The organism is Microbacterium sp. SWDP-B6 (assembly GCF_059803615.1).
The window spans coordinates 74,049-99,122 of the sequence record NZ_JAPFGV010000011.1 but is presented as its reverse complement, the minus strand read 5'-3'; the positions used below and the strand labels follow the sequence as shown (position 1 = coordinate 99,122).

Sequence of the window (25,074 nt, the reverse complement as noted above, 5' to 3'; positions counted from 1 at the left end):
AGGCCGATCGATAGCCTCGCCTCATGAGCAATTTCGTGAGCGCCGCCGAACTGGACGAACTGCTGAGGTCCGAGGCGCCCCTTCGTCTGATCGACGTGCGGTGGCGACTCGACCGGCCGGACGGCCATGCCGACTATCTATCAGGGCACATCCCCGGGGCGGTCTTCGTGCCGCTCGCGACCGAGCTGGCCACGCACGGAGAGCCGTCTGAGGGCCGTCATCCGCTGCCCTCCACTCAGACGCTTCAGGATGCTGCGCGCCGATGGGGCGTCAACCAGGGCGACATCGTCGTCGCGTACGACGACGCGAAGGGACTCAGCGCATCGCGCGCCTGGTGGCTGCTGCGCCAGGGCGGAGTCGATGTGCGCGTGCTCGACGGAGGCATCCGCGCCTGGACGTCCGCGGGCCTCCCGGTCGCAGACGATGACGTGCAGGCGGAGCCGGGTGATGTGGTCCTCGACGAGATCGGCGGCGACGCGATCTCGGTCGACGAGGCCGCCTCGTTCGCCGACTCTGGTGTGCTCCTCGACGTGCGCGCGCCCGATCGCTATCGCGGAGAGCACGAGCCTCTCGATCCCGTCGCCGGACACATCCCCGGAGCGCTCAACGTGCCGATGGCCGCTCATCTCGACGCCGAGGGCCGGATCCTCGACATGCACACCCTCCAGGCGACCTTCGCGGCCGTCGGCGTGACCGAGGGCACCCCTGTCGCGGCGTACTGCGGCTCGGGCATCACTGCGGCGCATACCGCTCTGGTGCTCGACGAGATCGGTATCGAGGCGAAGGTCTTCCCCGGCTCGTGGAGCCAGTGGTCGAACACGCCGGGGCGCCCGGTCGCGGTCGGCGATCAGCCCGGCTGAGCGGTCAGGCGCCGGGGTCGGGCGCGCGGGGTCAGGCGCCGGCGGTCAGGTGTCGGCGGTCAGGCGTCGGCGGTCAGGTTCCGGGGATCAGCGTCGTCCGCGTAGCTCCAGGCGACGCCGAGAAGCCCCGGGCCGAACGCGCGTCGCACCTGGTGCACGGACGTGCGGCCCTCCAGAGACAGTTCGGTGAGCTTCGAGCCGTCCGGGGTCTCGACGCGCTCCTCGATGCGGTCGGGGAGTGCGTCGGGGTGGAACCGCGTCCACACCAGCAGCTCTCGGCACTGCCGGGCGACGGCGTGACCCGTCTCCCGCTGCGGCGGATAGTCGGGCGGGTAGGCGACCGACCACTCCACCATCGCGGTGCTCGGCGCGGTCAGTGGCACGTCGAGCTCGAACAGGACGCCGTGCACCTCGCCGTTCGGATGCGAGTAGCGCGCGGAGATGCGTCCCCCGGCCACAGCCTCGATGAAGGGGGCTGGCGTGCTGATGCCCGGCGTCATCTCCAGGAACGGGATCGACACGACCGTCCCGACGGTCGACTGCACGATGCTGCGGGTGATGGAGTACGACACGTTGCCGGCGGCATCCACGTCCGTCACGGAGTGCGTCGTGAGTTCGCGTGATGTGTCGGGGTACTCGGCGCCGAGGGCGGCGAACGCCTCTTTGACGGCCTCTTCGAGTTCCCGCTCGTCGAGGGGGAACAGATTGGGACCGAGGGGGCCGGTGCGGTTCGTCGTGCCGAGCAGGGCGGTGAGCGAGCCGGGCTCGAGGTGCAGAAGCTGCTCGATGTCGCCGAGGGCGGCCATCGACTGGGCACCTTCCGGGCGGCGTGCTCCGGAGCGCCAGTAGCTGAGCGTCGCCATCGACACGCTGTTGCCGCGAGCCCGCAGCTGTTCATGCAGCCGAGCGAGAGTCAATCCACGTGCATTGATCGCGTCTCGGAAGGACGCCGCGAATACATCGGCATATCGGCGAATGCCACTTTCCATGCTCATCACAGCACCCCCTCCGGTATGTGAAGAATCGCGTTCTAGAGTGAGCTTACGACCACACCAGCATCGCGTAGGGGACGAGGTGCTATTTCTGGGGTCTACTGGGCTGAGTAATCGTGAGCAGGGTGCCCGACCTCACGGCGCCTCGGTCCACAGCGCAGTGTCGCCCCCGTCGCTGCGTTCTGTCGCGGGGCCTGGTGATCGATCTGGGGAGATCCATCGGGCCCCGCGAACACCTCTCCGGTGTCGGCGCCCACTCAGCGCCCCCGCGTAGACTGGGGGGAACACCCCCGGAGGATTCTCGATCTTCATGTCTGCCCCTGCCCGCGCGTTCACCGTGCGTCACGTTCAGCTGCTGCGCGCGCTCTTCGCCGCCGCCGCAGCCGTGATGATCACCTTCTCGCCCGATCACTCGGCGGCCGTCGGTCTCTCCGTCTTCAGCGGGTTCGTGCTCACGACCGGCCTCGTGATGATCGTCGCCACGTGGCTCGTCTATCCGGCCGGCCAGCGCTGGCCGTCCGTCGTCTTCGCGCTGCTGAGCTTCGTCGCCGGCATGATCGCCGGTGTGCCCGCATGGCGAACCGAAGACGTCTTCTTCGTCGTCGTCATCGCCTGGTCGGTGACGACCGGCATCCTCGAACTCGTCGTCGGGCTGCGTGCGCGCAGAGCCGGCGAGGCGAACGCACGCGACTCGATCACCCTCGGCGCGTTCGGGCTGCTCTTGGCCGTGCTGCTGATCGCGATCCCGGCCGGCTTCGTGCAGCCGTACGAGATCGACGGAGCCGGTGCGTTCCAACTCACCGGCATCATCCTCGGCGTCGGCATGTTCGGCGGATATGCGGCGATCGTCGCCGTCTTCCTCGGCATCGCCGGTCTCACCCCGAAGCGAGCGGATGCTGTCGCCGAGGGGCGCACGACCGAGAACGACCCCGCCCCCGCCGGGCACGGAGGAGAGCGATGAGCGACGAGAAGCCCACCCGGCGCGACATCCTGCGCCCTCTGCACCTGCTGGGAATCGCCCTCGGCTGCGGAATCTTCGCCGCCGTGGTGACGCTCGTGTCGACGGGAGCGTTCACCGCCCGCGTCAACAACGCGATCGCCAGCGGCACCTACGACGGCCTCACTCCGATCGCGCTCGGTCTCGTGGTGGGCGGCGGGGCGTTCATCGTCACGCTGCTGTTCCTGGCGATGCTGATCCTCGTGGTCGACCCCGCCGACGTCGCCAAGACGGTCGACCGTCCCGTGCTCTTCGACCCTGAGTCGTCAGACGAACCCGACTCCGACAAGCCGGACCGCACGTCGTCCTCCTCCTGACATGATGATCGCGGGTTTCTCCTACCCGACCGGAATAGCCCCGGGCTGATGCGTGGCCCGCCCGATGCGTGGTCAATAAAGCGTCCGAATCGTCCGATTGCGATGCGTTTTTGACCACGCGCCGACTATGCGGTGCGTTTTCGACCATGCACGGTGCGGCGCACTCCGCAGAGCCGCGCCCGTAGCGTTCGGCGGGTTACTTCGCGAGCTGCTCGGCGATGCCGGTGTACGACGCGGGGGTGAGTGCGAGCAGACGCTGCTTCGCCGCATCCCCGATCTCGAGCCCGTCGACGAACTCCGCCAGCTCTGCAGCGCCGACGCGGTGTCCTCGGGTCAGCTCCTTGAGCAGAGCGTAGGGGTCGGTGATCGACGAGCGACCGGCGACGACCTCTGCGCGGATGACGGTCTGGATGGCCTCTGCGAGAACCTCCCAGTTCACGTCGAGGTCGGCGAGCAGCACGTCGCGCGAGAGCGAGATCGCGTTCAGTCCGCGGCGCAGGTTGTCGATCGCGAGCAGCGAGTGACCGAAGGCGACGCCGATGTTGCGCTGCGTCGTCGAGTCGGTGAGGTCGCGCTGCAGGCGGCTCGTGACGAGGGTCTGACCGAGCGATGCGAGCAGAGCACCCGAGATCTCGAGGTTCGCCTCGGCGTTCTCGAACCGGATCGGGTTGATCTTGTGCGGCATCGTCGACGAGCCGGTCGCACCGGCGACGGGGATCTGTGCGAAGTAGCCGAGCGAGATGTAGGTCCAGATGTCGGTCGCGAGGTTGTGCAGGATCCCGCCGGCGTGACGCACCCGGTCGTAGAGCTCGACCTGCCAGTCGTGCGACTCGATCTGCGTGGTCAGCAGGTTGAAGCCGAGACCGAGACCCTCGATGTACTCACGCGAGATGGTGGGCCAGTCGGCGTCGGGGTCGGCCGCGAGGTGCGCAGACCAGGTGCCGGTCGCGCCCGAGAACTTGGCGAGGTAGTCGGATGCCGCGATCTGCGCGCGCACGCGCTCGAGACGCCACGCGAAGACGGCGATCTCCTTGCCCATGGTCGACGGGGTGGCCGGCTGTCCGTGGGTGCGGGAGAGCATCGCGGCATCCGCGTGCTCGGCGGCCAGTTCACGCAGCTTGGCGATCACGACGTCGAGTGCGGGGAGCCAGACCTCTTCGACCGCGCGCTTCACGGTGAGCGCGTACGAGGCGGAGTTGATGTCCTCACTCGTGCAGGCGAAGTGCGTGAGCTCGGCGATGCTGTCGAGGCCGAGCGCGCTCAGGCGATCGCGCACCAGGTACTCGATCGCCTTGACGTCGTGCTGGGTGACGGCCTCCTTCTCGGCGAGCCAGTCGATCTCGGCCTGTCCGAAGTCGCGGTAGAGGGCGCGCAGCCGCTCTTTGTCGGCATCCGACAGCGGGCTAGTCTCGAAGAGCGAGCGGTCGGTGAGCGCGATCAGCCACTCCACCTCGACCTCGACCCTGGCGCGGTTCAGACCCGCCTCCGAGAGGAAGTCGGCGAGGCCGGTGACGGCGCCGCGATAGCGACCGTCGAGGGGGCTCAGGGGCTGGGGCGGGAGCGAAGGCTGGAAAGTCAGGGGAGTCCTCCTGATCGGGCCCCGGGAGTGCGGGGCGTGCGGGGCTGGCGAAGAGCCGGCTCGAGCTGGCGGAACAGCCCGCGAGTCGCGGTCTCAATCATACCGAGCACCGAATCGAACATCTCGGCGCCGGCGTAGTAGGGGTCGGGCACATCCTGACTCCGGGCATCGGGGTCGAAGGCGAGCAGCAGGGTGACTTTGCCCTCTTCGTCCTCATCGTGCGCCCACTCACGCAGGATGCGCTCGTGCGTGCGGTCGAGGGCGACGACCAGATCGTTCTCCGAGAAGGAGGCGAAGGTGAACTGCTTCGCGCGATGCTGCGAGCCGTCGTAGCCACGGCGGGCGAGGGAATCGAGCGTGCGATGATCGGCCCGTTCGCCGAGATGCCAGTCACCCGTTCCGGCGCTGCGCGACACGATCCGCGAGCCGAGTCCCTGCCGCTCCGCGAGATCGCGGAACACCACCTCTGCCATCGGAGAGCGGCAGATGTTCCCCGTGCACACGAAGATCACGCGGAAGGGATCCGGGGATGTCACCGTCCTATTCTGCCCGTCGAAGGCCGATCGTGCGATGCCGGGTATCCCGGCCGGGCGTGGTGCACCCGTTCTGCACCACCGCAGGGGTCGAGCGATCCCCCCACGGTCTCCGCCGATCCGGGCGACTCCGATCTCGGACTCGGCGGGCCATGGCGGATGCTGGGCGCATGTACTCCTTTGCACTCACGCAGACCGGCGCGGGCGAGACCGCCTGGGCGAGGGCGCAGACCCTGGCAGCCCTCCGCACCGCCGTCGAGGCGCTCGACGACGTGCGCGCGTCGCTCGCCGTCCTCGCCTCCGACACCGACTGGCACTCCGACGGAGTGCGCGCGATGCAGCGCTCGCTCGACGAGCTTCGACAGGGCGCTCGTGTCGAGGCGTCCGAGATGCGCAGCCGCGAATCCGAGGCTGAGCGGATCGACGCCTCGTGAGCGGGCTGACCATCGATCACGGCGGAGCGATCTCGGTCGACCCCGACGCGCTGCGCGACGTCGCTCGACGCGTGGATGCCGTCGCCTGCCGCTATGACGATGCGCACTCCGCGATCATGCGGGCGCATCGGATCATCGTCGACACTCCGGGCTTGAGCGCGCACGTCGACACGGTCGGGCTGTGGGCGTCGGGTCAGCATGTGTCTCGCCTGCACTCCGAGTGCCGGGAGACCGCCAGCTCCACCCTGCTCATGGCCGATGCCTACGAGTACGTCGAGCTGCGAGCCGAGGCCGAGATGCTCGCGCAGACCGATCCGAGCACGGCGCAGCGGCTGTTGCGCCGTGCAGATCGGCTCGCGGCGTCGGATGACCGCATCCGGGCGACGGCCGATGAGGTGATCGCCCAGTGGCGCGCCGAGCGCTTCGAGGGACTGACCGGCAACCTCGTGACACCCGCGCTGTATGACGAGGTGTTCAGGACCGTGGCGATGGTGGGGGTGGTGTCGGGCTTGGGCAAGGTGCTCCCCGGCGAGACTCTGCGGGGCAAGGCCGACCCCGTCTCGGTCTCGCCGGTCAAGACGTCGTCACCCACCGGTGCGCCGTCGGGCCTGGCGGGAGCCTTCGGGCGCATGCCGACCACCGCGGGGGCGCAGGTCGCCGTCGAGAAGTACTCCTTCGCCGACGGCACGACGAAGTTCGTCGCCTATCTGGAGGGAACGCAGAGCGTCGGGTGGGGAGGAAAGGAGCCGTGGGACTCGAAGTCCAACCTCCAGCTCTACACCGGGCAGCGATCGGCGTCGTATCAGTCGACCCTCGACGCGCTCAAAGCTGCGGGTGCCGAGCCGGCAGACGAGGTCGACGTCGTGGCTCACTCGCAATCGGGGATGGTCGCCGCGCACCTCGCGATGGAGAGCGAGTTCGATGTGCAGATGCAGATCACCGCGGGGAGCCCGGTCGAGCCGACCCTCGACGACGATCAGACCATCATCCAGCTGCGTCACACGAACGACCCGGTCTCGGCGCTGGCCGGCGGAGGGTCACCCGAGGGCACAGGGTCGGACGGCAGCGTCACCATCTCGACGGAGGCGAACCCGAATGACACGCTCGATGACCTCGTGGTCGACGCGCATCACCTGGAGACGTACAGAGACACCGCGAGGTTCGCAGACGACCTGAGCGATCCCCGGATGGACGCGGTGGACGAGTTCTGGAGAGAGCTCGACGCGGCCGAGGTGATCGAGCGCACCGAGTATCAGGCCGAGCGCATCGAATGAGGGACGCGCCGGGGATGCGCGGGTCTCTCCGTCAGTCGCGGCGCTGCTTCTTGCTCTGCGGGCGCAGGATGAAGCCGAAGACGCCGTTGATCAGCGAGATGATGAGCGCGGCGAGCACGCCCCACCAGAAGCTGCCGACCGTGAGACCCCAGTCGAAGCTGCTCGTGATCCAGGCGGTGAGCCACAGCAGGAACCCGTTGATCACGAACCCGATGAGACCGAGGGTGAGGATGTACAGGGGGAACGCGACGATCTTCACCACCGTGCCGATGAAGGTGTTCACGAGCGCGAAGATCGCGGCGACCGCGAGCAGGGTAAGCACGAGCTGCAGGGTCTCGCCCGGCGCGAACGCCGTGATCTGCACCTGCAGGGCGGGGATCAGCGTCACGACCCACAGGGCGAACGCGTTGACGACGACTCGGATGATGAAGCGCATAGTCATCCCAGTCTTCCATGCGAGGTGCACGAAGACACTCGCCGATCTCTCGACCGCTATCGGTCGCCTGCGGCACCGGGAAGGCGCAGAATCTAGACTCATCCTTGTGACCGACCCGATCCTGCCGCGCATCCGCCCCGCCATCGCCGCCCTGGCGCCGTACCGACAGGGCAAGCAGGCGGGCCCCGACGCCTACAAGCTCTCGAGCAACGAGAACCCGTTCGAGCCGCTTCCCTCCGTCGCCGCGGCGCTGCAGCACACGACGCCGATCAACCGCTACCCGGATGCCACCGCCGGTCGGCTGCGCGAGCGGCTGGGCGTCCGCTACGCGGTCGCTCCCGAGCAGGTGCACGTCGCCGCGGGCAGCGTCTCGATCCTCCACCAGCTGATCCTCGCCACCTCTTCGGTCGGCGACGAGGTCGTCTACGCGTGGCGCTCGTTCGAGGCCTACCCGAGCCTGCCGCTCGTCGCCGGTGCGACCGGAGTGCAGGTGCCGCTGACCGCCGACTCGCGCCACGACCTCGACGCGATGGCCGATGCGGTGACCGAGCGCACCCGCGCGGTCATCCTGTGCACCCCGAACAACCCGACCGGGCCGATCATCACGAGCGACGACTTCGCGACGTTCGTCGAGCGCGTCCCCACCGACGTGCTGATCATCCTCGACGAGGCCTACGCCGAGTTCGTGACCGCGCCGGGCGCGGTCGACGGCCTCGCAGAGCGCGTCTTCGAACGGCATCCGAACGTCGTGGTGCTGCGAACCTTCTCGAAGGCCTACGGTCTCGCTGGCCTGCGCATCGGCTACGCGATCGGCAACGAGAAGGTGCTCGACGCCGCGCGCACCACCGGTATCCCGCTCTCGGTGACGTCGGCGGCCGAGAACGCCGCGATCGCCAGCCTCGATGCCGAGTCCGAGCTGCTCGAGCGCGTCGCGGTGATCGTCGAGCGCCGCACCCGTCTGGTCGAAGGCCTCCGCACGCAGGGCTGGGACGTGCCCGACAGTCAGGCCAATTTCATCTGGCTGCCCACCGGCGAGCGCACGGTCGAGGTCGCGGCGGCCTTTGCGTCGGCCGACCTCATCGTGCGCCCTTTCCCGGGCGACGGCATCCGCATCTCGGTCGGCGAAGAAGCATCGGTCGATCGCGTTCTCGAGGTCGCCGCGACGCAGCTCTGACGGGCTCGGGGCGCCCTGTTCTCCGGTTTCCCGGCAGATGCGAGGACGTCCTAGGTATGCGTGACCGAGCATGCGCACGGCGGTAGCGTGGCACCGTGACCTTGCCAGAGACTGAACTCGTACGCGTCCTGGATCAGGACGGCCGCTTCACGCCGAGTCCGGCTGCCGAGCAATACCTGTCCCTGATCGAGGCGATCAGCGACGCCGAGCTCGAGCAGTTCTACCGCGACATGGTGGTCATCCGCGCGATCGACACCCAGGCGACCAACCTGCAGCGTCAGGGGCAGCTCGCCCTGTGGCCGCCGAGCCGTGGGCAGGAGGCCGCTCAGGTCGGTTCCGCCCGCGCCGCCCGCGCGCAGGACACCATCTTCCCGTCGTATCGCGAACACGCCGTGACGCGGATCCGCGGCGTCGACCCCGTCGACATCATCAAGCTCATGCGCGGCGTCTCGCATGGCGGCTGGGACCCGACCGACCCGAAGAACGGCAACACCCGCCTCTACACTCTCGTTCTCGGCTCGCAGGTGCTGCACGCCGCCGGATTCGCCATGGGGCTCAACTTCGACGGGCGATCCGGCACCGGCGACCTCGACAAGGATGAAGCGGTCATCGTCTACTACGGCGACGGGGCATCGAGCCAGGGCGACGTGCACGAGGCGATGGTCTTCGCGGCGAGCTACCAGGCGCCCACCGTGTTCTTCCTGCAGAACAACCACTGGGCGATCTCCGTGCCCGTGTCGACGCAGTCGCGGGTGCCGCTCGTCGAGCGCAGCGCCGGCTACGGCATCCCCAGCGTGCGCGTCGACGGCAACGACGTGCTCGCCAGCTACGCCGTCTCGCGAGTCGCCCTCGACGAGGCCCGCAGCGGTGGGGGTCCCCGTGCGATCGAGGCGGTCACCTACCGTCTCGGCGCGCACACCACCAGCGACGACCCCACGAAGTACCGCGGCTCCGACGAAGAGCAGTCATGGGCGCAGCGCGACCCGATCGATCGCATGCGCGCGTTCCTGGAGAACAGGGGAGCGGCCGGGCAGTTCTTCACCGATGTGGATGCCGAGGCGGCAGACGCCGCCGAAGACCTGCGTTCGCGCAGCGTCGAACTCGGGTCGCCCACCGCAGACCTGATCTTCGACCATGTGTACAGCGACCCGCATCCGCTCATCGCGGAGGAGAAGGCCTGGCACAGGCAGTACGAGGCATCGTTCGAAGGAGACAGCAAGTGACCCTCGAGACGATGCCCCTCAGCAAGGCCCTCAACTCGGGCCTGCGCCGGGCCATGGAAGACGACTCCAGAGTCCTGCTCATGGGCGAGGACATCGGAAAGCTCGGCGGCGTCTTCCGAGTGACCGAGCACCTGCAGCGCGACTTCGGCGACAAGCGCGTGCTCGACACGCCGCTCGCCGAGTCGGGGATCGTCGGAACGGCGATCGGGCTCGCGATGACCGGGTTCCGCCCGGTGATCGAGATCCAGTTCGACGGATTCGTGTTCCCCGCGTTCGACCAGATCACGACGCAGCTCGCCAAGCTCACCAACCGGCACGAGGGCAAGCTGAGCCTGCCGATCGTGATCCGCATCCCCTACGGCGGACACATCGGTGCCGTCGAGCACCACCAGGAGAGCCCGGAGGCGTACTTCGCGCACACCCCCGGACTGCGGGTGGTCTCGCCCTCCACGCCGAACGACGCGTACTGGATGATCCAGGAGGCCATCGCGTCGAACGACCCGGTCATCTTCATGGAGCCCAAGAGCCGCTACTGGCAGAAGGGCGAGGTCGAGCTCGACGCCTCGGCCGCCCCGCTGCACTCGTCTCGCGTCGTGCGCACCGGCTCGGACGTGACGCTCGTCGGACACGGCGCCATGGTGACGACGCTGCTGCAGGCGGCCGCGCTCGCCGAGGCCGAGGGCACCAGCTGCGAGGTCGTCGATGTGCGTTCGCTGTCGCCGGTGGACTACGAGCCGATCCTGAGCTCGGTGCGCAAGACCGGACGCATGGTCTATGCCCAGGAGGCGCAGGGCTTCGTCAGCATCGGCAGCGAGATCGCGGCCACGGTCATGGAGCGTGCCTTCTATGCACTCGAGGCCCCGGTGCTGCGGGTCTCGGGGTACGACACCCCGTTCCCGCCCGCGAAGCTCGAGGGCACCTACCTTCCGGATGCCGACCGCATCCTCGAGGCCGTCGACCGCTCCCTCGCCTACTGATCTCACCCCGATCTCGCCGTTCCGAAAGGACCGCACATGAGCACGCAGAACTTCAACCTCCCCGATGTGGGCGAGGGCCTGACCGAGGCCGAGATCGTGGCGTGGAAGGTCGCGCCCGGTGACACCGTCGCCATCAACGACGTGATCTGCGAGATCGAGACGGCCAAGTCGCTCGTCGAGCTGCCCTCGCCGCACGCCGGCGTCGTCGGTGAGCTGCTCGCCGCAGAGGGCGCGACGGTCGAGGTCGGCTCGCCGATCATCACCTTCGTGACGGATGCCCGTGACGATGCCGGTCCGGGCGTGATCGCCACGGCCGAGGCTCCCGCGCCCGAAGAGGGTGGCGGCTCGGTGCTCGTCGGCTACGGCACGGGCGGCGGTGCGACCTCGCGTCGCAAGCGACCGGCCGAGCGCCCCGTTCGCTCGTCGGTCGGTGTGATCGCGAAGCCGCCGATCCGCAAGCTCGCTCGCGACCTGGGCGTCGACCTCACGACCGTCACGCCCACCGGCGCCGATGGCGAGGTCACCCGGGACGACGTGATGACCCACGCACAGCAGGCCAGCGTCTTCCGCAACATCGAGACGCCCGAGTGGGGTGCCGTGCGCGAGGAGACCGTGCCCGCGCCGCAGAGCACCCCGTCGGGTCTCGCCCGCGGGCTGTCGCCGGCCCCGGCATCCGCCTCGGGCCGGAGCGATGATCGCACCGAGTCGATCCCGGTCAAGGGAGTGCGCAAGGCGACCTCGTCGGCGATGGTGCAGAGCGCGTACTCCGCCCCGCACGTGACGGTGTGGAAGGAGATCGACGCGAGCCGCACGATGGAACTCGTCAAGCGTCTCAAGGCGTCGCCCGACTACGCCGACATCCGCGTCTCCCCGCTGCTGATCATGGCCCGTGCCGTGATCTGGGCTGCGCGTCGCACGCCGATGGTCAACGCCGCCTGGATCGAGACCGAGGGCGGCGCCGAGATCGCCGTGCGCCACTACGTGAACCTCGGCATCGCCGCGGCCACGCCTCGCGGTCTGCTCGTGCCGAACATCAAGGACGCGCAGGATCTCAGCATGAAGGACCTCGCCCGCGCGCTGAACCGGCTCACGCTCACCGCCCGCGAGGGCAAGACGAGCCCGGCCGACCAGCAGGGCGGCACGATCACGATCACCAACATCGGTGTCTTCGGGATGGATGCCGGCACGCCGATCATCAACCCCGGCGAGGCGGGCATCGTGGCGATGGGCACGATCAGCCAGAAGCCGTGGGTCGTCGACGGCGAGGTGCGCCCCCGCTGGGTCACCACGGTCGCCGGATCGTTCGACCACCGCGTGATCGACGGCGACGGCATGAGCCGCTTCATCGCCGACGTGGCATCGGTTCTCGAGGAGCCCGCGCTGCTCGTCGAGTGATATGAGATGACCTTGAACCCGCGCCAGTGGAGCCTCCAAGTTGCTCCTGAAAACCAGATCTGCTCCAGATCCGGTAGTTGCTCCATGGGATCACTGGGATCGCCACCAGACGCCACAGGAGGGCGCTGATGTCAGAACGAGTTCCTCGTAAGCCGCCCGCGGCTCTCGTGGATCAGTGGCCGGACACGCCGACCTCCGATCCAGCTGGTGAGGCTGTGAGAGGCTTCGTAGTCAACCTTCGCGAAGCACTCGGAGATCGAAGCGTACGAGCCGTGGCACGCGATGCGGGCTTGGACGAGCGCACCATCCGGCACGTGATGGCCGGATCTGTCTGGCCCGACCTCTTGACGGTGTCGCGACTTGAACACGTTCTCGGCGTGAACCTGTATCCCGGGGCCAATTAGCTGCGCTTCGCCCCCGAGTCACCTGCGGTTTCCTTTGGCCCTTGCGTTGGAGGCTTGGCGGACTGGTTCGGCTTCATCATGGTGGGCTTTGCGCCGAACTGACCGTCACTCTTCGGCGGACGGCGCTGCTGAGGATCGTTAGCCATGGCTTCTACTTCTTGGAAGCGCCGGAGTCGCCGGCTCCACCGGACGGTCCGCTCGACGGAGGCTTGACTGCCTGGTTAGGGTTGCTGCCGTTCGTCGGCTTTGCGCCTTCACCACCGCGGCGGGGCGAGCTGCCTTTCGAGAACGGCTCTGATTGGCGACCTTTGTCGGGCATAGCTATCCCTCTTCCTTCTGTGGTGGAGCTGCAATCCACTCCACGTGGCAATCGTCGGTGATGGGAACCCATACGCCGAGCGAGTCGTGAATGGGTTCCAGGAACTGCCCCCGTTTGCCCATGCGCCATTGATGCGCGATGAAGATGTCCCTCTCATACGGATACGTGCTCACGTACCCTTCGACATCGAACCATCCACCTACGTAGACGCCGGAGCTGGTCTTCACCCGGACAAATCGCGGTGTCTCGGCGCCGTACGCCGACAGGTCCCATGCTCTGGGCAGACTCTGGTTTCGATTCACGCGACGTCGCTTGCGGGTGACCTTGCCGTCGTCGTCCACCTTCGTGATGAGTCGGCTCCAGCTCATCAGTGCGGCTACGCCACCCGGGATAACCACGAGCAGCACAACGGTGACGAGCCCGATCCACCATGCGGGTGTATCTCGCCACCCATCGTTGACCCAGCGTTCGAACGATCCGAGGGTGACCATCCCGGTCCACTCGCTCGCGAGTCCGAATACAGCGAGTCCCAGTCCCACGTAGACGATGACGAAGATCGCGCTCACGTAGAGGGCCTCGAGAATACGAGAACCCGCTCCATAGTCCGGGGTCCGCCACCCGACGTACCAGGTGCGGACACTTACGAAGCTGACCCCCGGCACCAGCATGGCGATGAAGATCAGCACCTGCGGCAACGACTCGGGCACGGTCACAGCGTCAGGGTACACGCGACCAGCGACGTTGGGCCTCAAGGTCATCGACGCCCTTGAGTTGACGCGCAGCGTCGGGGAACGCTGGGCCTTCTCCAGTGGAGATCTCGCCGATTGCGCGCAATTGGTTGCCGATATCGACACAATTACTGGATACGGGTGTACTCTGACCTTGTGATGAACCGAGATGACGTCCTAGAAGCCCTCCACGGCACCAACGCTGTCGCTGGCCTCTCCTGGGCCTTTGGCGTCGCATGCGAGCAGATCCTTGAAGACTTCACCCGAGGCTCCGGCGACGGGGCACTCACTGTTGGTGTCGGCCGTTACGAGGTGCTCGCGAACCGGCTCGACCGTGTCTTCTCTTGCGGTGACTACTCAGTCGACGCAGGCATGGAGTCCACCGGACTGGACTTCCTGTTCGAGGGGCTTTCTGAAAGGGCCCGCACGACGATGCCCCTCATCCCGGCAGGCGTCGTGACTCGCTCCAACCTCAACGGGAGCAACGGTTGGAGTGTCGGAGGTTTTCGGTTCATCACCCACGCCTTCGAAGTCGGAGAGCGAGCCAAGCTCGACTGGACTCGTGCGACCCCCACCGTGAGAGCCGTGTCGCGCCAGATGCCCGGGGTGTTTGTCCCCTCCACGCTGCTCGACCAGATTCTGCCGGCCGATGAGCGAGAAGAACTCGCCGCGCAAGACGCGCTCCCCGTCATCGGGATGCCCACCTACGTCCTCGGCCATGCACTGAATCTCGCGACGTTCGAGCGGGAGCTCATCATCGGGCATTCCCGGTACAACGACGATCTCGGTAACCCCTGGCACTGGGCAGAGCCGCTGAGCGGCGGCGTTGACGGAGACCCCATCGCCCGCCCGAAGCCCGGGTCAGTTCCGCCTCGTGTCGACGAGCCCGACGTCGCGGTTCGTCTGCGCCCGGCCGCCGCGTCGGAGAACACCAAGTGACGCTCTTCGCACCAGAACGACTCACCCTGGCGCGCCAGCTCGAAGGTCTTCGTAAGAGTGAGCTGGCAGCGCAGATCGGCAAGAGCTCGACGGCGCTTGCTGCCTGGGAATCGGGGGCGAAGCGTCCGACGCCGGCAAACGTTGCTGAGCTCGCCATGAGCCTGGGCGTGACCCCGGACTTTTTCAGTCCTCGGGGTGCGTCCAGACAACATGAAACCGCTGTTCCTCACTTTCGCTCTCTTCGCTCCACGAGCCAGCGCGCCCGCGACCAGGCGTTCGCGTTCGGGCTTCTTGCCGTCGACATCGCCGAGGCGGTGGAGAAGCACGTCGAGTTCCCCGAAGTGAACGTTCCATCCTTCGAGGTGTCATTCGATGATGAGGTCGATGCGCCGGAGGAAGCAGCTCGCCGTCTGCGACGCGAGTGGGGCCTGGAGGCATGCCCGCTGAAGCATCTGGTCCGCCTCCTCGAGTCCCACGGTGTTCTTGTCGTGTTTAGTCCGCCGCAGACCTCGGCGGTGGATGCGTACTCGTTCGAGTCCACCGAGCGGCCGGTGGTTGTCCTCAACCCGACAAAGCGTGACTACTACCGTCAGCGGTTCGATGTGGCTCATGAGCTCGGGCATCTCATCATGCACCGGGATGCGGAACCGGGAGGTCGAGTCGTCGAAGAACAGGCCAACAGGTTCGCCGCTGAGTTCTTGATGCCGGAGGATGAACTTCGGCCGCTACTTCCTACCGCGATGAACTCGCGCGCCTGGGACACACTCGGGGCGCTGAAGGAACAGTGGGGTGTCAGCATTCAGGCCCTGCTGTTCCGCGCTCGGCGACTTGGATCCATCAGCGATGTGACCTACCGGAATGCAGTCATCACGCTGACGCAGCGTGGTTGGCGGCGTCAGGAACCTGGTCTCATCAGCGCGACGGAGCAGCCTTCGATGCTGCCTCGGTCGGTTGAGCTGCTGGATTCCGCTGGCATCGAACGTGAGTCACTCATCGACCAGGCTCGCGCCCCGCGCGACCTCTTCGAGGTTGTTGTCGCGCGAACGCCTTCGGCTGCGGGGAGTGCACCGTCGGAGGCTGTGCGGCCGTCGAATGTAATCCCACTGCTCACCGGCTCACGCACGTAGGCGGCGCGCGGGGCGCCGAGGGCTATACCCCCGGCGGGAGCTGGATCTCTGGATCGCTGTGTTCCTTCGCGGTGAACTCTCCACCGTGCCCGCCGATGGAACCCTGTGGCCGTCGACCTTGGTTCGCGTTCTGTCGAGGCAGCGGAGTGGGGCGGGGAGGCTCCGTGCCCGCCATCTTCGCGGCGTAGAGCGAAGCTCGCCTCAGCGCCTGGGCTGCTCCCAGGCGAACGTCCTCGCGTCCTGTGGTGAGAGTCATGCTGTCTTCGCCGAAGACGGAGTATGCGAGTTCGACAATCTCGTCGGGGTCCGTGATCTTCATGTCCAAGAGGAGGCGGCTGATGTCGCTCTGGTCCTTCTGGCGCGCCGCTGCGATCTTCATGGCCAGGAGTACTCGCTTGGAGGCAACGGCAACGCGGTGGCCGCCGACGTGTGTCACCAGCGCGTCGCTGTCGTCGGCTGGGTCGAACGCGATGAACCCCGCGGCATGTGTGTTGACCCAGTCCGGGTGCAGGCCGAGTTCGTCCGCCATCGCCTGAGCCTCTGCGAGTACTTCCGCGCGTGGCTGGAAGAACCCATCCACGTCAGGGGTCAGTTCGTTCCGGCCCAGCTGGATGGCAATGGCTGCACCGCCGATGATGTACGCGTCTACATCGATCTCACGCGCGGCGAGTCGATCCAGCGGGATCTCGAAGTAGCCGGCCAACTCGTCAGCGGTCAGCAGCTGTTTGGGAATGCTCACAGGATCCTCAGGTCGCGGTCGCGGAGCAAATGCCCCTTGGCGAGGAACATGGGAGGAGTCTGCCTGCGGATGTACTCGCGATACTCGGGCGGAGGGTCAGGGTCCTGGTCCCAGACCCATTCCACGCTGAGCGGGGGGACTTCGTCCATCCATGCGGCGGGAGGGAGACCATGGGTCTTGAGTGCGTAGGCGAGTCCGACCGCGAGAAGGGTGTCGTAGCGCGCGTCGCCAGTGCTCCCCGGGCGGGCGAGGGCTTCGGCGGGGATCTCTCCGGATGCGTTGATGACGCGACCGAACAGCTCCGTGATGAGGCGGTCGGCGGCCTCGATGTTGTTCTGCCCCAGCGCGGTGCGGATCGCCGCGGCGGTGTTCGGAGCAGTGGGGAAACGTCGTTCAGACATCTCGTGCCTTCCTTTCCTCGGTAGTCTTTCACTCCTATGCGCGGTCCATCCGAATCTCAAGGACAGCGGCGATGGTGGTCGGGGGTCGCCCGAGCGATCTGCCATGGTCGTCGCTCACGCCAGGATGACTATGCGGTTGAACCCGAATCCTCGGATGCCGCCGTCGCCGATAGCGCGAAGGATCGCGTCGTCGCTCACGCCGAGCTGCGAGAGTCTGCCGACTACAAGGCGCAGATCACTCGCCTCGAACGTGTCACACGAGCCCTTATCGACATCATCCGCATGTCGTGGGCGGAGTCGAGTCGGAGCGCTCCGATAGTCGACGGACTGCTGCTGTACACATCGACTGACGACACCCTCGAGTCTGTCGTCGCCATCCTTGATCTCGTGAAGGTCGGGGTCCATAACGCTGCCCGACGAGAACTGCGCTACCTCCTAGAGTCATCGGTCAAGCATGTGTATGTGGACCAGCAGCTTCCTGATGTGAAGACGCACAGCCGGGAGGACCGGATCGCCTACCTCGCTTCCGCCGTGCCCCGTTCGTCCATCGACGTCGTGAAGCAGGTCGATGTGCTCTTCGGCAAGCCGGACGACCTGTGGAACTACCAGAACGATGTGAAGTCTCTCTGGTCTCGGATGAGCGGGTACGTCCACCCATCCGTGGCTCAAACGTCACAGCGACTGCAGCGGGCAGAGCGCGGCGCCTTCATCGGCTTCGAGGACGAGAAGGCTCTCCGCCAGATCGTCGACGACATCGTGAAGGCCTACGACATGCTCGGGGTCATGTGGCTGACCGGTGCCGGACCGCCGGCCGCCGGCGACATCCTCACCGCGTTCGAGACGCCGGACTGGGCATTCGCCAGGACGAAATGGCTTCCGGCGATGTCCCGCTACTACGACTACAAGAGCGAACGGAAGAAGTCGACCTAGAGCTTCGCCGTGCGCTCACTCGTCCAGCGGGGTCAGCCCCTGCTGGACTCGGGGTCGTTGCCGTAGGAGTTCTGCTGAGTGACCGCGCCATCGGTGCGGGTGATTCGGTGCTCGACCTTTCGCTCGCGCGCCATGTCGCGTCCAACGGCCGACTGTTCGGCCTTCGTTCCGCCGACGTGCGCGGCGCGGGAGCTGCCGTCCACCTTCGACTTCCACTGACCGTCTTCGTAGTACGTCCGGATGTCTCCGTTTGCCATTGCTGATCCTTCTCGAAGGCCGGCCTCGTTGCCGACATCGTCAGTACTAGCACCAGGCACCGACATCGACGACCTCAGTCGTCGTCGTCGACGGTCACGGCGTTCCCCCAGACCCAGCAACGGAACACCCGCTCTTCTGCGTAGAACTCGATCCCCGCGGTGAGTGGTGTCGACCTCGCGAGCTTCGCGTTCACGCGGATCGTATCTGCCCCGAAATGAACCCAGGCACGAACCGCCCGGTATGGCTGCGGGTAGGTGGTCAAGGGGAGTTGGGTGTGGCTCACGCTTGCCGGTTCAAGCGAAGAGTGCGTCGGATCCGATCCGAGTCCCTGGATAGCATCAGGTCGTGAGAGAACAAGAAGGCCTCACGTACCTGGCCGAAACCATCTGTGTTGAGCATCTAACCGATCCAGGGCTCACATCGTCTGTAGCGTCCAGCGTCGAGGAACGAGAGTGCAGCTACTGCGGTCGACAGGTCGACGAAGGCGAGGCGCCGTTCGCGGTCTCGATGAACGTCGTCGGAGGGATTGTGTTCGACACCGTAACCTGGCTCTTCACTGAAGGAGAGGACAGTGAGCCTGAGTATTTTGGTGACTACTACTTCGAGGCGTATGACACCGACGTGGTCGTGGACACGGTTCTCGCAGGAGCGCTCGATGACAAGGTCGCGGCAAAGGTCATAGCCGATATCAGCAATGCCATAGCCTCGCCCACCAAGTGGGCGGACGCTCAGCTCCACGACGAGTTCCTCTTCTCGTGGGACAGCTTCGCTGACACCGTCAAGCACCGGTCACGATTCGTCTACATCGGGGCGGAAGAACGAAAAGGGCGGGAGAACGAGCCTCCTGCGCGAGTGTCTCAGTTCCTCGAGGGGCTAGACGCCTTCGTGCATGACGACATGCTCAGCGAGTTCGCTCCCGGAGACTACCTGTACCGCGCGCGTATGGTCGATGACGGCTTCGGTTTCATCGAACGCGCGCGGAGTGACCCAGCAAAGCACCTCGGACCAGCTCCAGCAGGCAAAGCATCTGCGGGACGTCCTGAACCCTGAGGGCGTCGGGTTGTTCTACGGTGCAACAACAGCGGAGCTGGCAGTCAAGGAGACAGCGCTCCATAGTCAGTTTGACGACGCGGTCGTCGGAGGCTTTCAGGTGAAGCGTCGACTCACGATTCTTGATTTCACCAAACGTCCGAGCCTCCCGAGCGTTTTCGACGAATCTCACCGCAGGCAGTATGTGTACGCGACCTTCGCCGACGACTTCGTCGAACGACTTACTCAGTCCGTGCGCCTTACAGGAGCGGAGCGCGTCGAGTACGTCGTGACCCAGGTCATCTCGGAGTACTTCCGCTGGGCCCCGAAGCGCAGGCTTGACGGCATCGCGTGGGGCAGCCATCTTGTTGACGAGGAAGAAGGCGGGAAGAACGTCCTCGTCTGGGCGAGCGCGGATGATGTTCAATCTGACCCGCCCGCGAAGGACGACCTCAGGGCCTCGCGACTATGGAACCGCTCGTTCGAGACGCCCGTGCCGACGTTAACTCTCGCTCGTCGGGACGTGACCGCCTACACGGCGAAGCGGTCGGTGAAGGCACTCTACGCCGGGATCCCGGGTGACGATGACCCGGACCCAATGTTCATGTCGGCATAATGACGAGAGTGCGAAGGTACCGCGATCTCGCCACCTGACTCACGGTGACCGCGTCGCACTCCACTGATGACGGTCGCGCCAGCGGCGTGTGCGGTAACAACGGCTGCCGAGTCCGCAGCGCCATCCGTGACCAAGATCGCGGCAGCGCTGAGAGGCGCGATGTTCAGCACCTTGGTTGGCATTGGATCTGGATTTTTCTGAGATCCGCTGAAAAGGGCCCTGATCTGACGCAGGGTATGACGTGAGAAACAGTCGCGGAGAACACATCCCCGGCCACGCAGTCTGTGAGCTGCTGGGCGGCCGCGACGCCCGCAGGAGGGCTACCTCGCGCCGGGGCCCGTGTTCACCCCCTGAAAACTACAGAGAGACTTCAGCTGCTCCACGACCAGGCGTCATGACGTGCATCGCGCAGCGCCTCCTCGAGGCGGCCTTCGTAGAGCAGTGTGATGTTGCGGGGTGGATCCTTGTCGGGCAACGCGACGTTCAACCACTGCGCCCACGTCCATCTGCCCGCGGTCCCGGTCTCGAGAACACGGAGGACGTCCTGCAGCCCGTCGACGATCTTCCCGCCCTGGAACTGGAACGACGGGAATAGGTCCACGTCGTCGTCGGTGGTCAGCATGAGGAGGCGGAGATCCTTGGGCATCAAGTACCTCGTTCTCGGTCCAACCGAGGGCGCCGGCCATGCTAGCCACGGTGAAGCAGGGCCCGACGACCTTGGCCCACGGGTTCGGTTGCGTCTCGGTCATGGCCTCTCGTCGGGGTTGCGAGTGTGGCGCCGACGGACGTCTTCGAGGATCTCCTCGAGGTTGCGAAGTCCGTCGATGTAGTCCTGGGCATCGCGGAGGGCCCGAGGTGTGGGCTTGAGCCCGTCCAGGACTCCTGAGTACAAGGACTCGGCAACGCTACTCGCACGCTGCTCTCGAGTGCGACGAGAACCGTCGTCGTCGTTGGCGTATCCGCGGAGGGTCGCCAGGCTCGGCGTGGTCATCCTTAGGGTGCGCATGTCGAGGATCGTGAGATTCCCCTCGTGACCCTCACGCCCGAGACTCGCAACCCGCCGGCCGTCCTCAGTCATGCCGCCCGCAGCGACGTGCATGTGACCATGCGCAAGCAGCTCGGGGCGCACCGCATCCCAGACCTGGCCGACCCGCGCGCGCGAAGCCGCGGACGCCTCCAGCGCCGCCTTGGTGAACCAGTGCGGGTTCGAGCGGAGAATCTCCCGGACCGCGCGCACAGGAGTACCGGCGGGCGACTCATGGGTGAGCATGAGGTCTGCGGGGCCGCCCGCCTCGGCCGCCTTAACACTCTCGTCACTGACGGCTTCCTCAGGCCACCAGGTCACCCCTTCGGTCCTCGACTCACGGTCGACAGACGATGCGCCTCCGAGCGAGAGAACACTCCGGTCGCCGATGGACAGACGAGCGGGTCTCGGCAGGATCCAGGTCAGGCGCGACACGCGAACGGCTGCGCCCGGATGCTTGTCGAGCAGCGGCACGAGCTTCCCATACGGTTCGTGGTTTCCCAACGTGACGAGGATCCGCTCGACGCCGGTGTCGGCGAAAGCGTCATCGACGTCATCGCCGTTCATCCAGAAGTCCCCGAGGTGCAGGATCGGTGTCACATCAGGGGCGAGACGCGGCAGCGCGCGACCAATCATCCGCGCCCAGCCAGCGTTGCCATGCCAGTCTCCGCAGACTGCGACACCCGCGTCAGGTAGCACGATGCGGTCAGTGTGCTCGCGTGCCTTCATCGGGCGCTTCCTCTCGCGTAGCGGTGTGCTTCTGCCGGCCTACGGTGGCTGCACCATACTCCGAAACGGTCAGGGCGGCAAATACTCCGCATGCCGTCGTCTCGTCACGGGAGAGGTGTCACCTCGAACGGACTCAAGCCGCGCATGTAGATGCTGAGAGGGCATGCGCTCGGCGGCCCTCATGATCAGAAAGTCGTCATGCGTCTTCACATCACTCCCATCTCTCAGATCTCGGCCGACGGCACCCCCGCGTGGACGAGGTTCCACGGGCCGCTCGACACGGAGGTGACCTCCGACGGGGACATCGTCATGGACCTCCTCGACCTCATCGAGATGGGGAACGCCACCGCCCGAATCCGAAGCTGGGTACGAGCCCGTGGTCTCCGCGTCCAAGGGGCCGACATGACCACGGCGGTTCTCGTCCTCTGGGCGTGCTCGGTCGGGATGGCTCTCGATGAAGAAGCTGGCCAGGACCAGATCCATGACGTCGCCGAAGCGATGATGGAATCCGGCATCGACTTCCGAGTGCTCATGAACGGCGATTTCGCCATCGCGCAGTTGAACGACTACTTCGATGGACGGTTCGCCACCCCCGAGGGTCAGGCGGCGAAGGGCGCGCGGCGTCTCGGACGTGTCAGTCAGGAGAGGCTCGCCGAGTACGTCGCCGCGGCCTAAGTCAGATGCTGGCCGAGAGCTGACTCCAGGTCGGCCATGGACGAGGCGCCATCCATCGTCGCGACGACCTGGCCGCCGCGGAGAGCGACGAAGTGGGGGACGACGTCGTTCACGTACTGGCCGTTGAGCCTCGGGTTGTCGTCCGACGTCACGGTGAGCACCTTGACGTTCGGGGAGTGCTTCGCGGCGAAGGCCTCCAGCATGCGCTGAACGTCCTCCCAGTGTTCGCCCTGCCAACTCGGTGCCAGGCCTACGACAACGACGCCTTGATGTGCATGGATGAGCTCGTCGAACGTGGCGTCCGTGGCCTTCTGCGAGTACCTCTTCGGGGATGGGCCTCCGGTGTGCGGATTCAACTTCGGGTCACGTGTCCGCTCAAGGAACCGGAGCTGCTTGCGGCCGGTCAGCCGTTCGGGCTCCGCGCTAGCGAAGCGGAGTCGAGGCGGCCACACATAGGTGACGGACTCGTCGCGCCAGGGGAACAGCGGCGACAGCCATTGCACCGTGACGAAGAACCCGTCACCGCGTTGCAGCGGAACCCGAAACTCATCGGCGCGAGCAGGGGATCCGAAGTGCGTCGTTCCGGCTTCGAAGGCCTGCACCAGGAGTGATTCTCCACGGTTGAGAGGATTCGACACAGGGTCGCCGGAACCCCACATGGCGAACCCGTTGTCATCCACGGCTCCGTAGGAGATGGTGGCATTCCGCACAGCAGATGATCCACTCGACGTCGCCACGATGTTCAACGACGGCGTGAGCGACGCCATCACGGACACCGAGAACGCCAGTTTCGGCCGGCCAGCGATGGCCCAGGCAACGCCGGCGATGGCGATGAGCCCGGCGATGACGGTGATGATGTTCGCGATGAGGCCGAACCAGAACATGAAGTCGTTCATGGCTCGAGCCTGGCATATGACGTGTGCCGCCAATCGGAGAGACGGTTCCGGGGCTATCCGGTGGGGTTGGTTCTCCCGCCAAGCTGCGCGAGCGCCGCGAACTGTTCAGGGACGAGCGCGGCGTCATCTGGATGGTGGAATACTCGCTCGCTCGCGTTCATCACGGTGCGAAGGTTGAACTCGCCCTGGTGATGGGGGTGACCGGAGATCGAGGTGTCGCGCGCGCCGCCGATGACCTCTTCTAGTACGCCGGGGCGAAAGTGTTCAGGCCGCGGCCGGAACATCTGCAGGCCCAGACGGCGATTCAACGGGAAGAGCAGCGCGTACGCGTTCTCCAGGCCGAGCGGACCGTCGTCCTCGGACATCGGGTCAGGCATCGGTGTGACCGGCGCGTCCGACGTGATGAGGGCAGGTTCGTCGAACCGCACCAGCCGCCAGCGACGGATGACGAAGAGGTAAGCGATCTCAGCCAGTCCGGTGGACATCTCGCTCAGGTGGCCATCGAGGGCCTGGGACTCGTCCAGGCCCTCGGTCAAGAACCCCAGCCCATCGGGCGCGCCTCGGAGGCTCATTAGCCGGGCGAGCTCGTCTGGGTCTGTGGCTGCGAGTTGGCGAACGACAGTGTTCATGGCCTGATGTAATTGACGGCGGTGGTCGGGACCACGCATGAACTGCAGGGCGAGGTAGGCGGCGAACACCGCGCGCTCCTCTGGCGCGAGTGGCCAGAGTCCGTTGTCGATCTTCGTGAGGAGCGGCTTCGCTCGGTCTTCAACGGTGGAGAGGGCGTCCTCGAACCCGTTTGGATCCTCGGCGCTAGGCGACGAGTAGAAGTACCTCTGGGTCGTCGCGTCCTTGATGGATATACCGTGAACCTTCGAGGTTCGGACGTTGATGGCGGTCATCCTTGGGCCATCTGCGAACCCTTCGAGGTACATTCGCGGCACCGTGTGGTGCTGGATCTGTCCAGGCATCGAGCCACCTCCATCTGTCCCGTTCTTACGCCGTGATCCTGCCGACGTTCAGGTCGGCGCGTGTGCGTCAACGACGGCATGCTAACGGCGAACTGACGAAAAGAGGGGCTTGCGCGTGTCGCAAGTGCGGCATAAATTCCGCTCATGATAATGACGACGGCTCGACCAGAGCTGCTAGTCGGTGAGAGGGGGTGGCTGGGGCGGTCGCTGACCGGCCTCCATCCTCGCGCGCCGTTCCTGCGTCATTCGGTCCTCGATCATGCGCACGACGTCGGCGGATTGGCCTCGAAGCATCCAGTAGTCCAGACGCGCACCGATCAGGACTCGCGGTCGACCGATGTCTTCGAGTTGCATGACGACCCGCCCCGACAGCATCTTCTGGAGACGGTCATAGGTCATGTCCAGCGCCGCCGCGAGCTTGATGATCCGAGTGTTGCTCGACTCCGGCATGTAGAGCTTCAACACCCCACGGCAGAGCAGGTGCTGGAGTTCCGCGGCATCCCTCTGAGCCAGCTCGCGAGGTGTGGCGTCTGCGGGAACGGCGGTCCACTCGAGGTTCTTCTTGCGCCCGAACTCGCCCGGATCCACGGCAAAGTCGCGCGGAATGTAGCGGGGATTCGTCACCTGATTCATTCTAACGAAACTGGATCGAGCCAAAAGACTTGATTCCTCCACAGGCCTCGAAGGTGCCGCGCACACGACGATACGTGAGCAAGAAAAGGAATCTCCCGGACCGTCGGAGACGGATTCGACCGCATCGAGTGGCTTGATGCCCAGCAGCGCAAGCGCTCCATCCGCGCCTATGACCCCGTCGCGGCTGACGCCGTCGTCCCCGGCAACCGTACCCGGCGCCCGGGCAAGGGCGTGGGACAGAAGACGTTCCAGGGGCACTACTGGTGCGCAGGTTCGAAGGGCGGCGGATGCCAGGACTGCCTGCGGAGCGTATCGAGCGAGAGCGGGAGCAGGTGCGTGCGGCAACAGGGGTGTTGTCGCCTTCAATGATGCTGGGTCGACTCGAGCGTACGTCTCGGCAACGCCAAGCGCCTCCAGCGGGCGCCTGAACGCGATCTGGTCGCGCAGGTCTTGGAACTCACGGTT

At 66.1% G+C, this 25,074-nt stretch carries 29 protein-coding genes; 16 read left to right on the top strand and 13 right to left on the bottom strand.

The genetic code is table 11. The features are described from left to right. Nucleotides 1-23 precede the first annotated feature (23 nt). Nucleotides 24-860 carry a sulfurtransferase gene (locus OPU70_RS13955; protein ID WP_498558051.1) on the top strand — a complete coding sequence of 279 codons (837 nt, stop codon included), beginning with the start codon at nt 24-26 and terminating at the stop codon, nt 858-860. 59 nt (nt 861-919) lie between these two features. Here the strand turns inward: OPU70_RS13955 and OPU70_RS13950 are convergent, their stop codons facing one another. Next, the gene (locus tag OPU70_RS13950; RefSeq protein WP_042540479.1) at nt 920-1,855 is read right to left on the bottom strand and encodes a hypothetical protein; all 936 of its coding nucleotides are present in this window, start codon (nt 1,853-1,855) and stop codon (nt 920-922) included. Nucleotides 1,856-2,162: 307 nt separating this feature from the next. On the opposite strand from OPU70_RS13950, the gene OPU70_RS13945 reads away from it, so the two are divergent. Beyond that, nucleotides 2,163-2,813: an acyl-CoA synthetase gene (locus tag OPU70_RS13945; protein WP_498558050.1), complete on the top strand. Its 651-nt coding sequence runs from the start codon at nt 2,163-2,165 to the stop codon at nt 2,811-2,813. Beyond that, nucleotides 2,810-3,166, top strand: a complete 357-nt coding sequence (locus tag OPU70_RS13940; RefSeq protein WP_042540483.1) for a hypothetical protein — start codon at nt 2,810-2,812, stop codon at nt 3,164-3,166. The genes OPU70_RS13945 and OPU70_RS13940 overlap by 4 nt, the downstream gene beginning before the upstream one ends. 196 nt (nt 3,167-3,362) lie before the next feature. On the opposite strand, the gene purB is transcribed toward OPU70_RS13940, so the two are convergent. Next, entirely contained in the window at nt 3,363-4,745 is a 1,383-nt protein-coding gene (purB, locus tag OPU70_RS13935; protein ID WP_079113792.1) for an adenylosuccinate lyase, read from the bottom strand. Next, entirely contained in the window at nt 4,742-5,218 is a 477-nt protein-coding gene (locus OPU70_RS13930; protein WP_231567515.1) for a low molecular weight protein-tyrosine-phosphatase, read from the bottom strand. Before OPU70_RS13930 ends, purB begins: the two co-directional genes overlap by 4 nt. Nucleotides 5,219-5,448: 230 nt before the next feature. Here OPU70_RS13930 and OPU70_RS13925 point away from each other — a divergent pair, with 230 nt between their 5' ends. Together OPU70_RS13925 and OPU70_RS13920 are read left to right on the top strand one after the other, a co-directional pair. Further along, nucleotides 5,449-5,712, top strand: a complete 264-nt coding sequence (locus OPU70_RS13925; protein ID WP_079113791.1) for a hypothetical protein — start codon at nt 5,449-5,451, stop codon at nt 5,710-5,712. After that, nucleotides 5,709-6,986, top strand: a complete 1,278-nt coding sequence (locus OPU70_RS13920) for a hypothetical protein (protein ID WP_079113790.1) — start codon at nt 5,709-5,711, stop codon at nt 6,984-6,986. The genes OPU70_RS13925 and OPU70_RS13920 overlap by 4 nt, the downstream gene beginning before the upstream one ends. A gap of 31 nt (nt 6,987-7,017) precedes the next feature. Here OPU70_RS13920 and OPU70_RS13915 read toward each other — a convergent pair whose 3' ends face one another. After that, nucleotides 7,018-7,422, bottom strand: a complete 405-nt coding sequence (locus OPU70_RS13915) for a phage holin family protein (RefSeq protein WP_042540493.1) — start codon at nt 7,420-7,422, stop codon at nt 7,018-7,020. A 106-nt stretch (nt 7,423-7,528) separates the two neighbouring features. Between OPU70_RS13915 and OPU70_RS13910 the strand changes: the two genes are divergently transcribed. From OPU70_RS13910 to OPU70_RS13890, 5 genes are all read left to right on the top strand, one after another. After that, entirely contained in the window at nt 7,529-8,596 is a 1,068-nt protein-coding gene (locus tag OPU70_RS13910; protein WP_475433029.1) for a histidinol-phosphate transaminase, read from the top strand. Between the two features lie 95 nt (nt 8,597-8,691). Continuing rightward, entirely contained in the window at nt 8,692-9,819 is a 1,128-nt protein-coding gene (locus tag OPU70_RS13905; RefSeq protein WP_079113788.1) for a thiamine pyrophosphate-dependent dehydrogenase E1 component subunit alpha, read from the top strand. Between the two features lie 11 nt (nt 9,820-9,830). After that, on the top strand, nt 9,831-10,796 hold the full coding sequence (locus OPU70_RS13900; RefSeq protein ID WP_079114087.1) for an alpha-ketoacid dehydrogenase subunit beta: 966 nt from the start codon (nt 9,831-9,833) through the stop codon (nt 10,794-10,796). Between the two features lie 36 nt (nt 10,797-10,832). After that, a complete protein-coding gene (locus OPU70_RS13895; RefSeq protein WP_042540499.1) occupies nt 10,833-12,191 on the top strand; it encodes a dihydrolipoamide acetyltransferase family protein in 1,359 nt (452 codons plus the stop codon). Between the two features lie 128 nt (nt 12,192-12,319). Beyond that, on the top strand, nt 12,320-12,595 hold the full coding sequence (locus tag OPU70_RS13890; protein ID WP_498558049.1) for a helix-turn-helix domain-containing protein: 276 nt from the start codon (nt 12,320-12,322) through the stop codon (nt 12,593-12,595). Between the two features lie 321 nt (nt 12,596-12,916). Here the strand turns inward: OPU70_RS13890 and OPU70_RS13885 are convergent, their stop codons facing one another. Further along, nucleotides 12,917-13,627: a DUF6338 family protein gene (locus tag OPU70_RS13885; protein WP_452326356.1), complete on the bottom strand. Its 711-nt coding sequence runs from the start codon at nt 13,625-13,627 to the stop codon at nt 12,917-12,919. A gap of 174 nt (nt 13,628-13,801) precedes the next feature. On the opposite strand from OPU70_RS13885, the gene OPU70_RS13880 reads away from it, so the two are divergent. Beyond that, nucleotides 13,802-14,581 (top strand): hypothetical protein, encoded by a 780-nt coding sequence (locus OPU70_RS13880; RefSeq protein WP_498558048.1) that lies wholly within the window; start codon nt 13,802-13,804, stop codon nt 14,579-14,581. Further along, complete coding sequence (locus OPU70_RS13875) at nt 14,578-15,708, top strand: XRE family transcriptional regulator (protein ID WP_452326354.1); 1,131 nt, start codon at nt 14,578-14,580, stop codon at nt 15,706-15,708. The genes OPU70_RS13880 and OPU70_RS13875 overlap by 4 nt, the downstream gene beginning before the upstream one ends. A 22-nt stretch (nt 15,709-15,730) precedes the next feature. On the opposite strand, the gene OPU70_RS13870 is transcribed toward OPU70_RS13875, so the two are convergent. Both OPU70_RS13870 and OPU70_RS13865 read right to left on the bottom strand, forming a co-directional pair. Beyond that, nucleotides 15,731-16,447, bottom strand: a complete 717-nt coding sequence (locus OPU70_RS13870; protein WP_498558047.1) for a hypothetical protein — start codon at nt 16,445-16,447, stop codon at nt 15,731-15,733. Next, complete coding sequence (locus tag OPU70_RS13865) at nt 16,444-16,848, bottom strand: hypothetical protein (protein ID WP_498558046.1); 405 nt, start codon at nt 16,846-16,848, stop codon at nt 16,444-16,446. Before OPU70_RS13865 ends, OPU70_RS13870 begins: the two co-directional genes overlap by 4 nt. 36 nt (nt 16,849-16,884) lie before the next feature. Between OPU70_RS13865 and OPU70_RS13860 the strand changes: the two genes are divergently transcribed. After that, the gene (locus OPU70_RS13860; protein ID WP_498558045.1) at nt 16,885-17,778 is read left to right on the top strand and encodes a hypothetical protein; all 894 of its coding nucleotides are present in this window, start codon (nt 16,885-16,887) and stop codon (nt 17,776-17,778) included. A 32-nt stretch (nt 17,779-17,810) separates the two neighbouring features. Here OPU70_RS13860 and OPU70_RS13855 read toward each other — a convergent pair whose 3' ends face one another. After that, nucleotides 17,811-18,035, bottom strand: coding sequence for a DUF2188 domain-containing protein (locus tag OPU70_RS13855; protein ID WP_400847623.1), 225 nt, complete (start codon nt 18,033-18,035; stop codon nt 17,811-17,813). Nucleotides 18,036-18,381: 346 nt separating this feature from the next. Between OPU70_RS13855 and OPU70_RS13850 the strand changes: the two genes are divergently transcribed. Both OPU70_RS13850 and OPU70_RS13845 read left to right on the top strand, forming a co-directional pair. Next, nucleotides 18,382-19,086: a HEPN-associated N-terminal domain-containing protein gene (locus OPU70_RS13850; protein WP_498558044.1), complete on the top strand. Its 705-nt coding sequence runs from the start codon at nt 18,382-18,384 to the stop codon at nt 19,084-19,086. Continuing rightward, on the top strand, nt 19,019-19,681 hold the full coding sequence (locus OPU70_RS13845) for an RES family NAD+ phosphorylase (RefSeq protein WP_498558043.1): 663 nt from the start codon (nt 19,019-19,021) through the stop codon (nt 19,679-19,681). The genes OPU70_RS13850 and OPU70_RS13845 overlap by 68 nt, the downstream gene beginning before the upstream one ends. A gap of 370 nt (nt 19,682-20,051) precedes the next feature. On the opposite strand, the gene OPU70_RS13840 is transcribed toward OPU70_RS13845, so the two are convergent. Together OPU70_RS13840 and OPU70_RS13835 are read right to left on the bottom strand one after the other, a co-directional pair. Then, nucleotides 20,052-20,327, bottom strand: coding sequence for a hypothetical protein (locus OPU70_RS13840; RefSeq protein ID WP_498558042.1), 276 nt, complete (start codon nt 20,325-20,327; stop codon nt 20,052-20,054). Nucleotides 20,328-20,426: 99 nt separating this feature from the next. Further along, entirely contained in the window at nt 20,427-21,434 is a 1,008-nt protein-coding gene (locus OPU70_RS13835; protein WP_498558041.1) for a metallophosphoesterase, read from the bottom strand. A gap of 198 nt (nt 21,435-21,632) precedes the next feature. On the opposite strand from OPU70_RS13835, the gene OPU70_RS13830 reads away from it, so the two are divergent. Next, entirely contained in the window at nt 21,633-22,109 is a 477-nt protein-coding gene (locus OPU70_RS13830) for a hypothetical protein (protein WP_498558040.1), read from the top strand. Here OPU70_RS13830 and OPU70_RS13825 read toward each other — a convergent pair. The 3 genes from OPU70_RS13825 to OPU70_RS13815 form a co-directional block, all read right to left on the bottom strand. Further along, nucleotides 22,106-23,005: a thioredoxin family protein gene (locus tag OPU70_RS13825; RefSeq protein ID WP_498558039.1), complete on the bottom strand. Its 900-nt coding sequence runs from the start codon at nt 23,003-23,005 to the stop codon at nt 22,106-22,108. The two genes, OPU70_RS13830 and OPU70_RS13825, sit on opposite strands and share 4 nt — an antisense overlap. 53 nt (nt 23,006-23,058) lie before the next feature. Continuing rightward, nucleotides 23,059-23,976, bottom strand: a complete 918-nt coding sequence (locus OPU70_RS13820; RefSeq protein ID WP_498558038.1) for a DUF4238 domain-containing protein — start codon at nt 23,974-23,976, stop codon at nt 23,059-23,061. 174 nt (nt 23,977-24,150) lie between these two features. Beyond that, nucleotides 24,151-24,600 carry a hypothetical protein gene (locus OPU70_RS13815; protein WP_498558037.1) on the bottom strand — a complete coding sequence of 150 codons (450 nt, stop codon included), beginning with the start codon at nt 24,598-24,600 and terminating at the stop codon, nt 24,151-24,153. Between the last annotated feature and the right edge of the window lie 474 nt (nt 24,601-25,074).

Coding starts and splice junctions, on each gene's coding strand:
- OPU70_RS13865 (WP_498558046.1), bottom strand. CDS start 16,848: ATGTCTGAACGACGTTTCCCCACTGCTCCGAACACCGCCGCGGCGATC.
- OPU70_RS13950 (WP_042540479.1), bottom strand. CDS start 1,855: ATGAGCATGGAAAGTGGCATTCGCCGATATGCCGATGTATTCGCGGCG.
- OPU70_RS13930 (WP_231567515.1), bottom strand. CDS start 5,218: ATGGCAGAGGTGGTGTTCCGCGATCTCGCGGAGCGGCAGGGACTCGGC.
- OPU70_RS13940 (WP_042540483.1), top strand. CDS start 2,810: ATGAGCGACGAGAAGCCCACCCGGCGCGACATCCTGCGCCCTCTGCAC.
- OPU70_RS13890 (WP_498558049.1), top strand. CDS start 12,320: ATGTCAGAACGAGTTCCTCGTAAGCCGCCCGCGGCTCTCGTGGATCAG.
- OPU70_RS13830 (WP_498558040.1), top strand. CDS start 21,633: ATGCGTCTTCACATCACTCCCATCTCTCAGATCTCGGCCGACGGCACC.
- OPU70_RS13925 (WP_079113791.1), top strand. CDS start 5,449: ATGTACTCCTTTGCACTCACGCAGACCGGCGCGGGCGAGACCGCCTGG.
- OPU70_RS13955 (WP_498558051.1), top strand. CDS start 24: ATGAGCAATTTCGTGAGCGCCGCCGAACTGGACGAACTGCTGAGGTCC.
- OPU70_RS13915 (WP_042540493.1), bottom strand. CDS start 7,422: ATGCGCTTCATCATCCGAGTCGTCGTCAACGCGTTCGCCCTGTGGGTC.
- OPU70_RS13825 (WP_498558039.1), bottom strand. CDS start 23,005: ATGAACGACTTCATGTTCTGGTTCGGCCTCATCGCGAACATCATCACC.
- OPU70_RS13855 (WP_400847623.1), bottom strand. CDS start 18,035: ATGGCAAACGGAGACATCCGGACGTACTACGAAGACGGTCAGTGGAAG.
- OPU70_RS13945 (WP_498558050.1), top strand. CDS start 2,163: ATGTCTGCCCCTGCCCGCGCGTTCACCGTGCGTCACGTTCAGCTGCTG.
- OPU70_RS13835 (WP_498558041.1), bottom strand. CDS start 21,434: ATGAAGGCACGCGAGCACACTGACCGCATCGTGCTACCTGACGCGGGT.
- OPU70_RS13895 (WP_042540499.1), top strand. CDS start 10,833: ATGAGCACGCAGAACTTCAACCTCCCCGATGTGGGCGAGGGCCTGACC.
- OPU70_RS13840 (WP_498558042.1), bottom strand. CDS start 20,327: ATGCCCAAGGATCTCCGCCTCCTCATGCTGACCACCGACGACGACGTG.
- OPU70_RS13860 (WP_498558045.1), top strand. CDS start 16,885: ATGCGCGGTCCATCCGAATCTCAAGGACAGCGGCGATGGTGGTCGGGG.
- OPU70_RS13820 (WP_498558038.1), bottom strand. CDS start 23,976: ATGCCTGGACAGATCCAGCACCACACGGTGCCGCGAATGTACCTCGAA.
- OPU70_RS13900 (WP_079114087.1), top strand. CDS start 9,831: ATGCCCCTCAGCAAGGCCCTCAACTCGGGCCTGCGCCGGGCCATGGAA.
- OPU70_RS13880 (WP_498558048.1), top strand. CDS start 13,802: ATGAACCGAGATGACGTCCTAGAAGCCCTCCACGGCACCAACGCTGTC.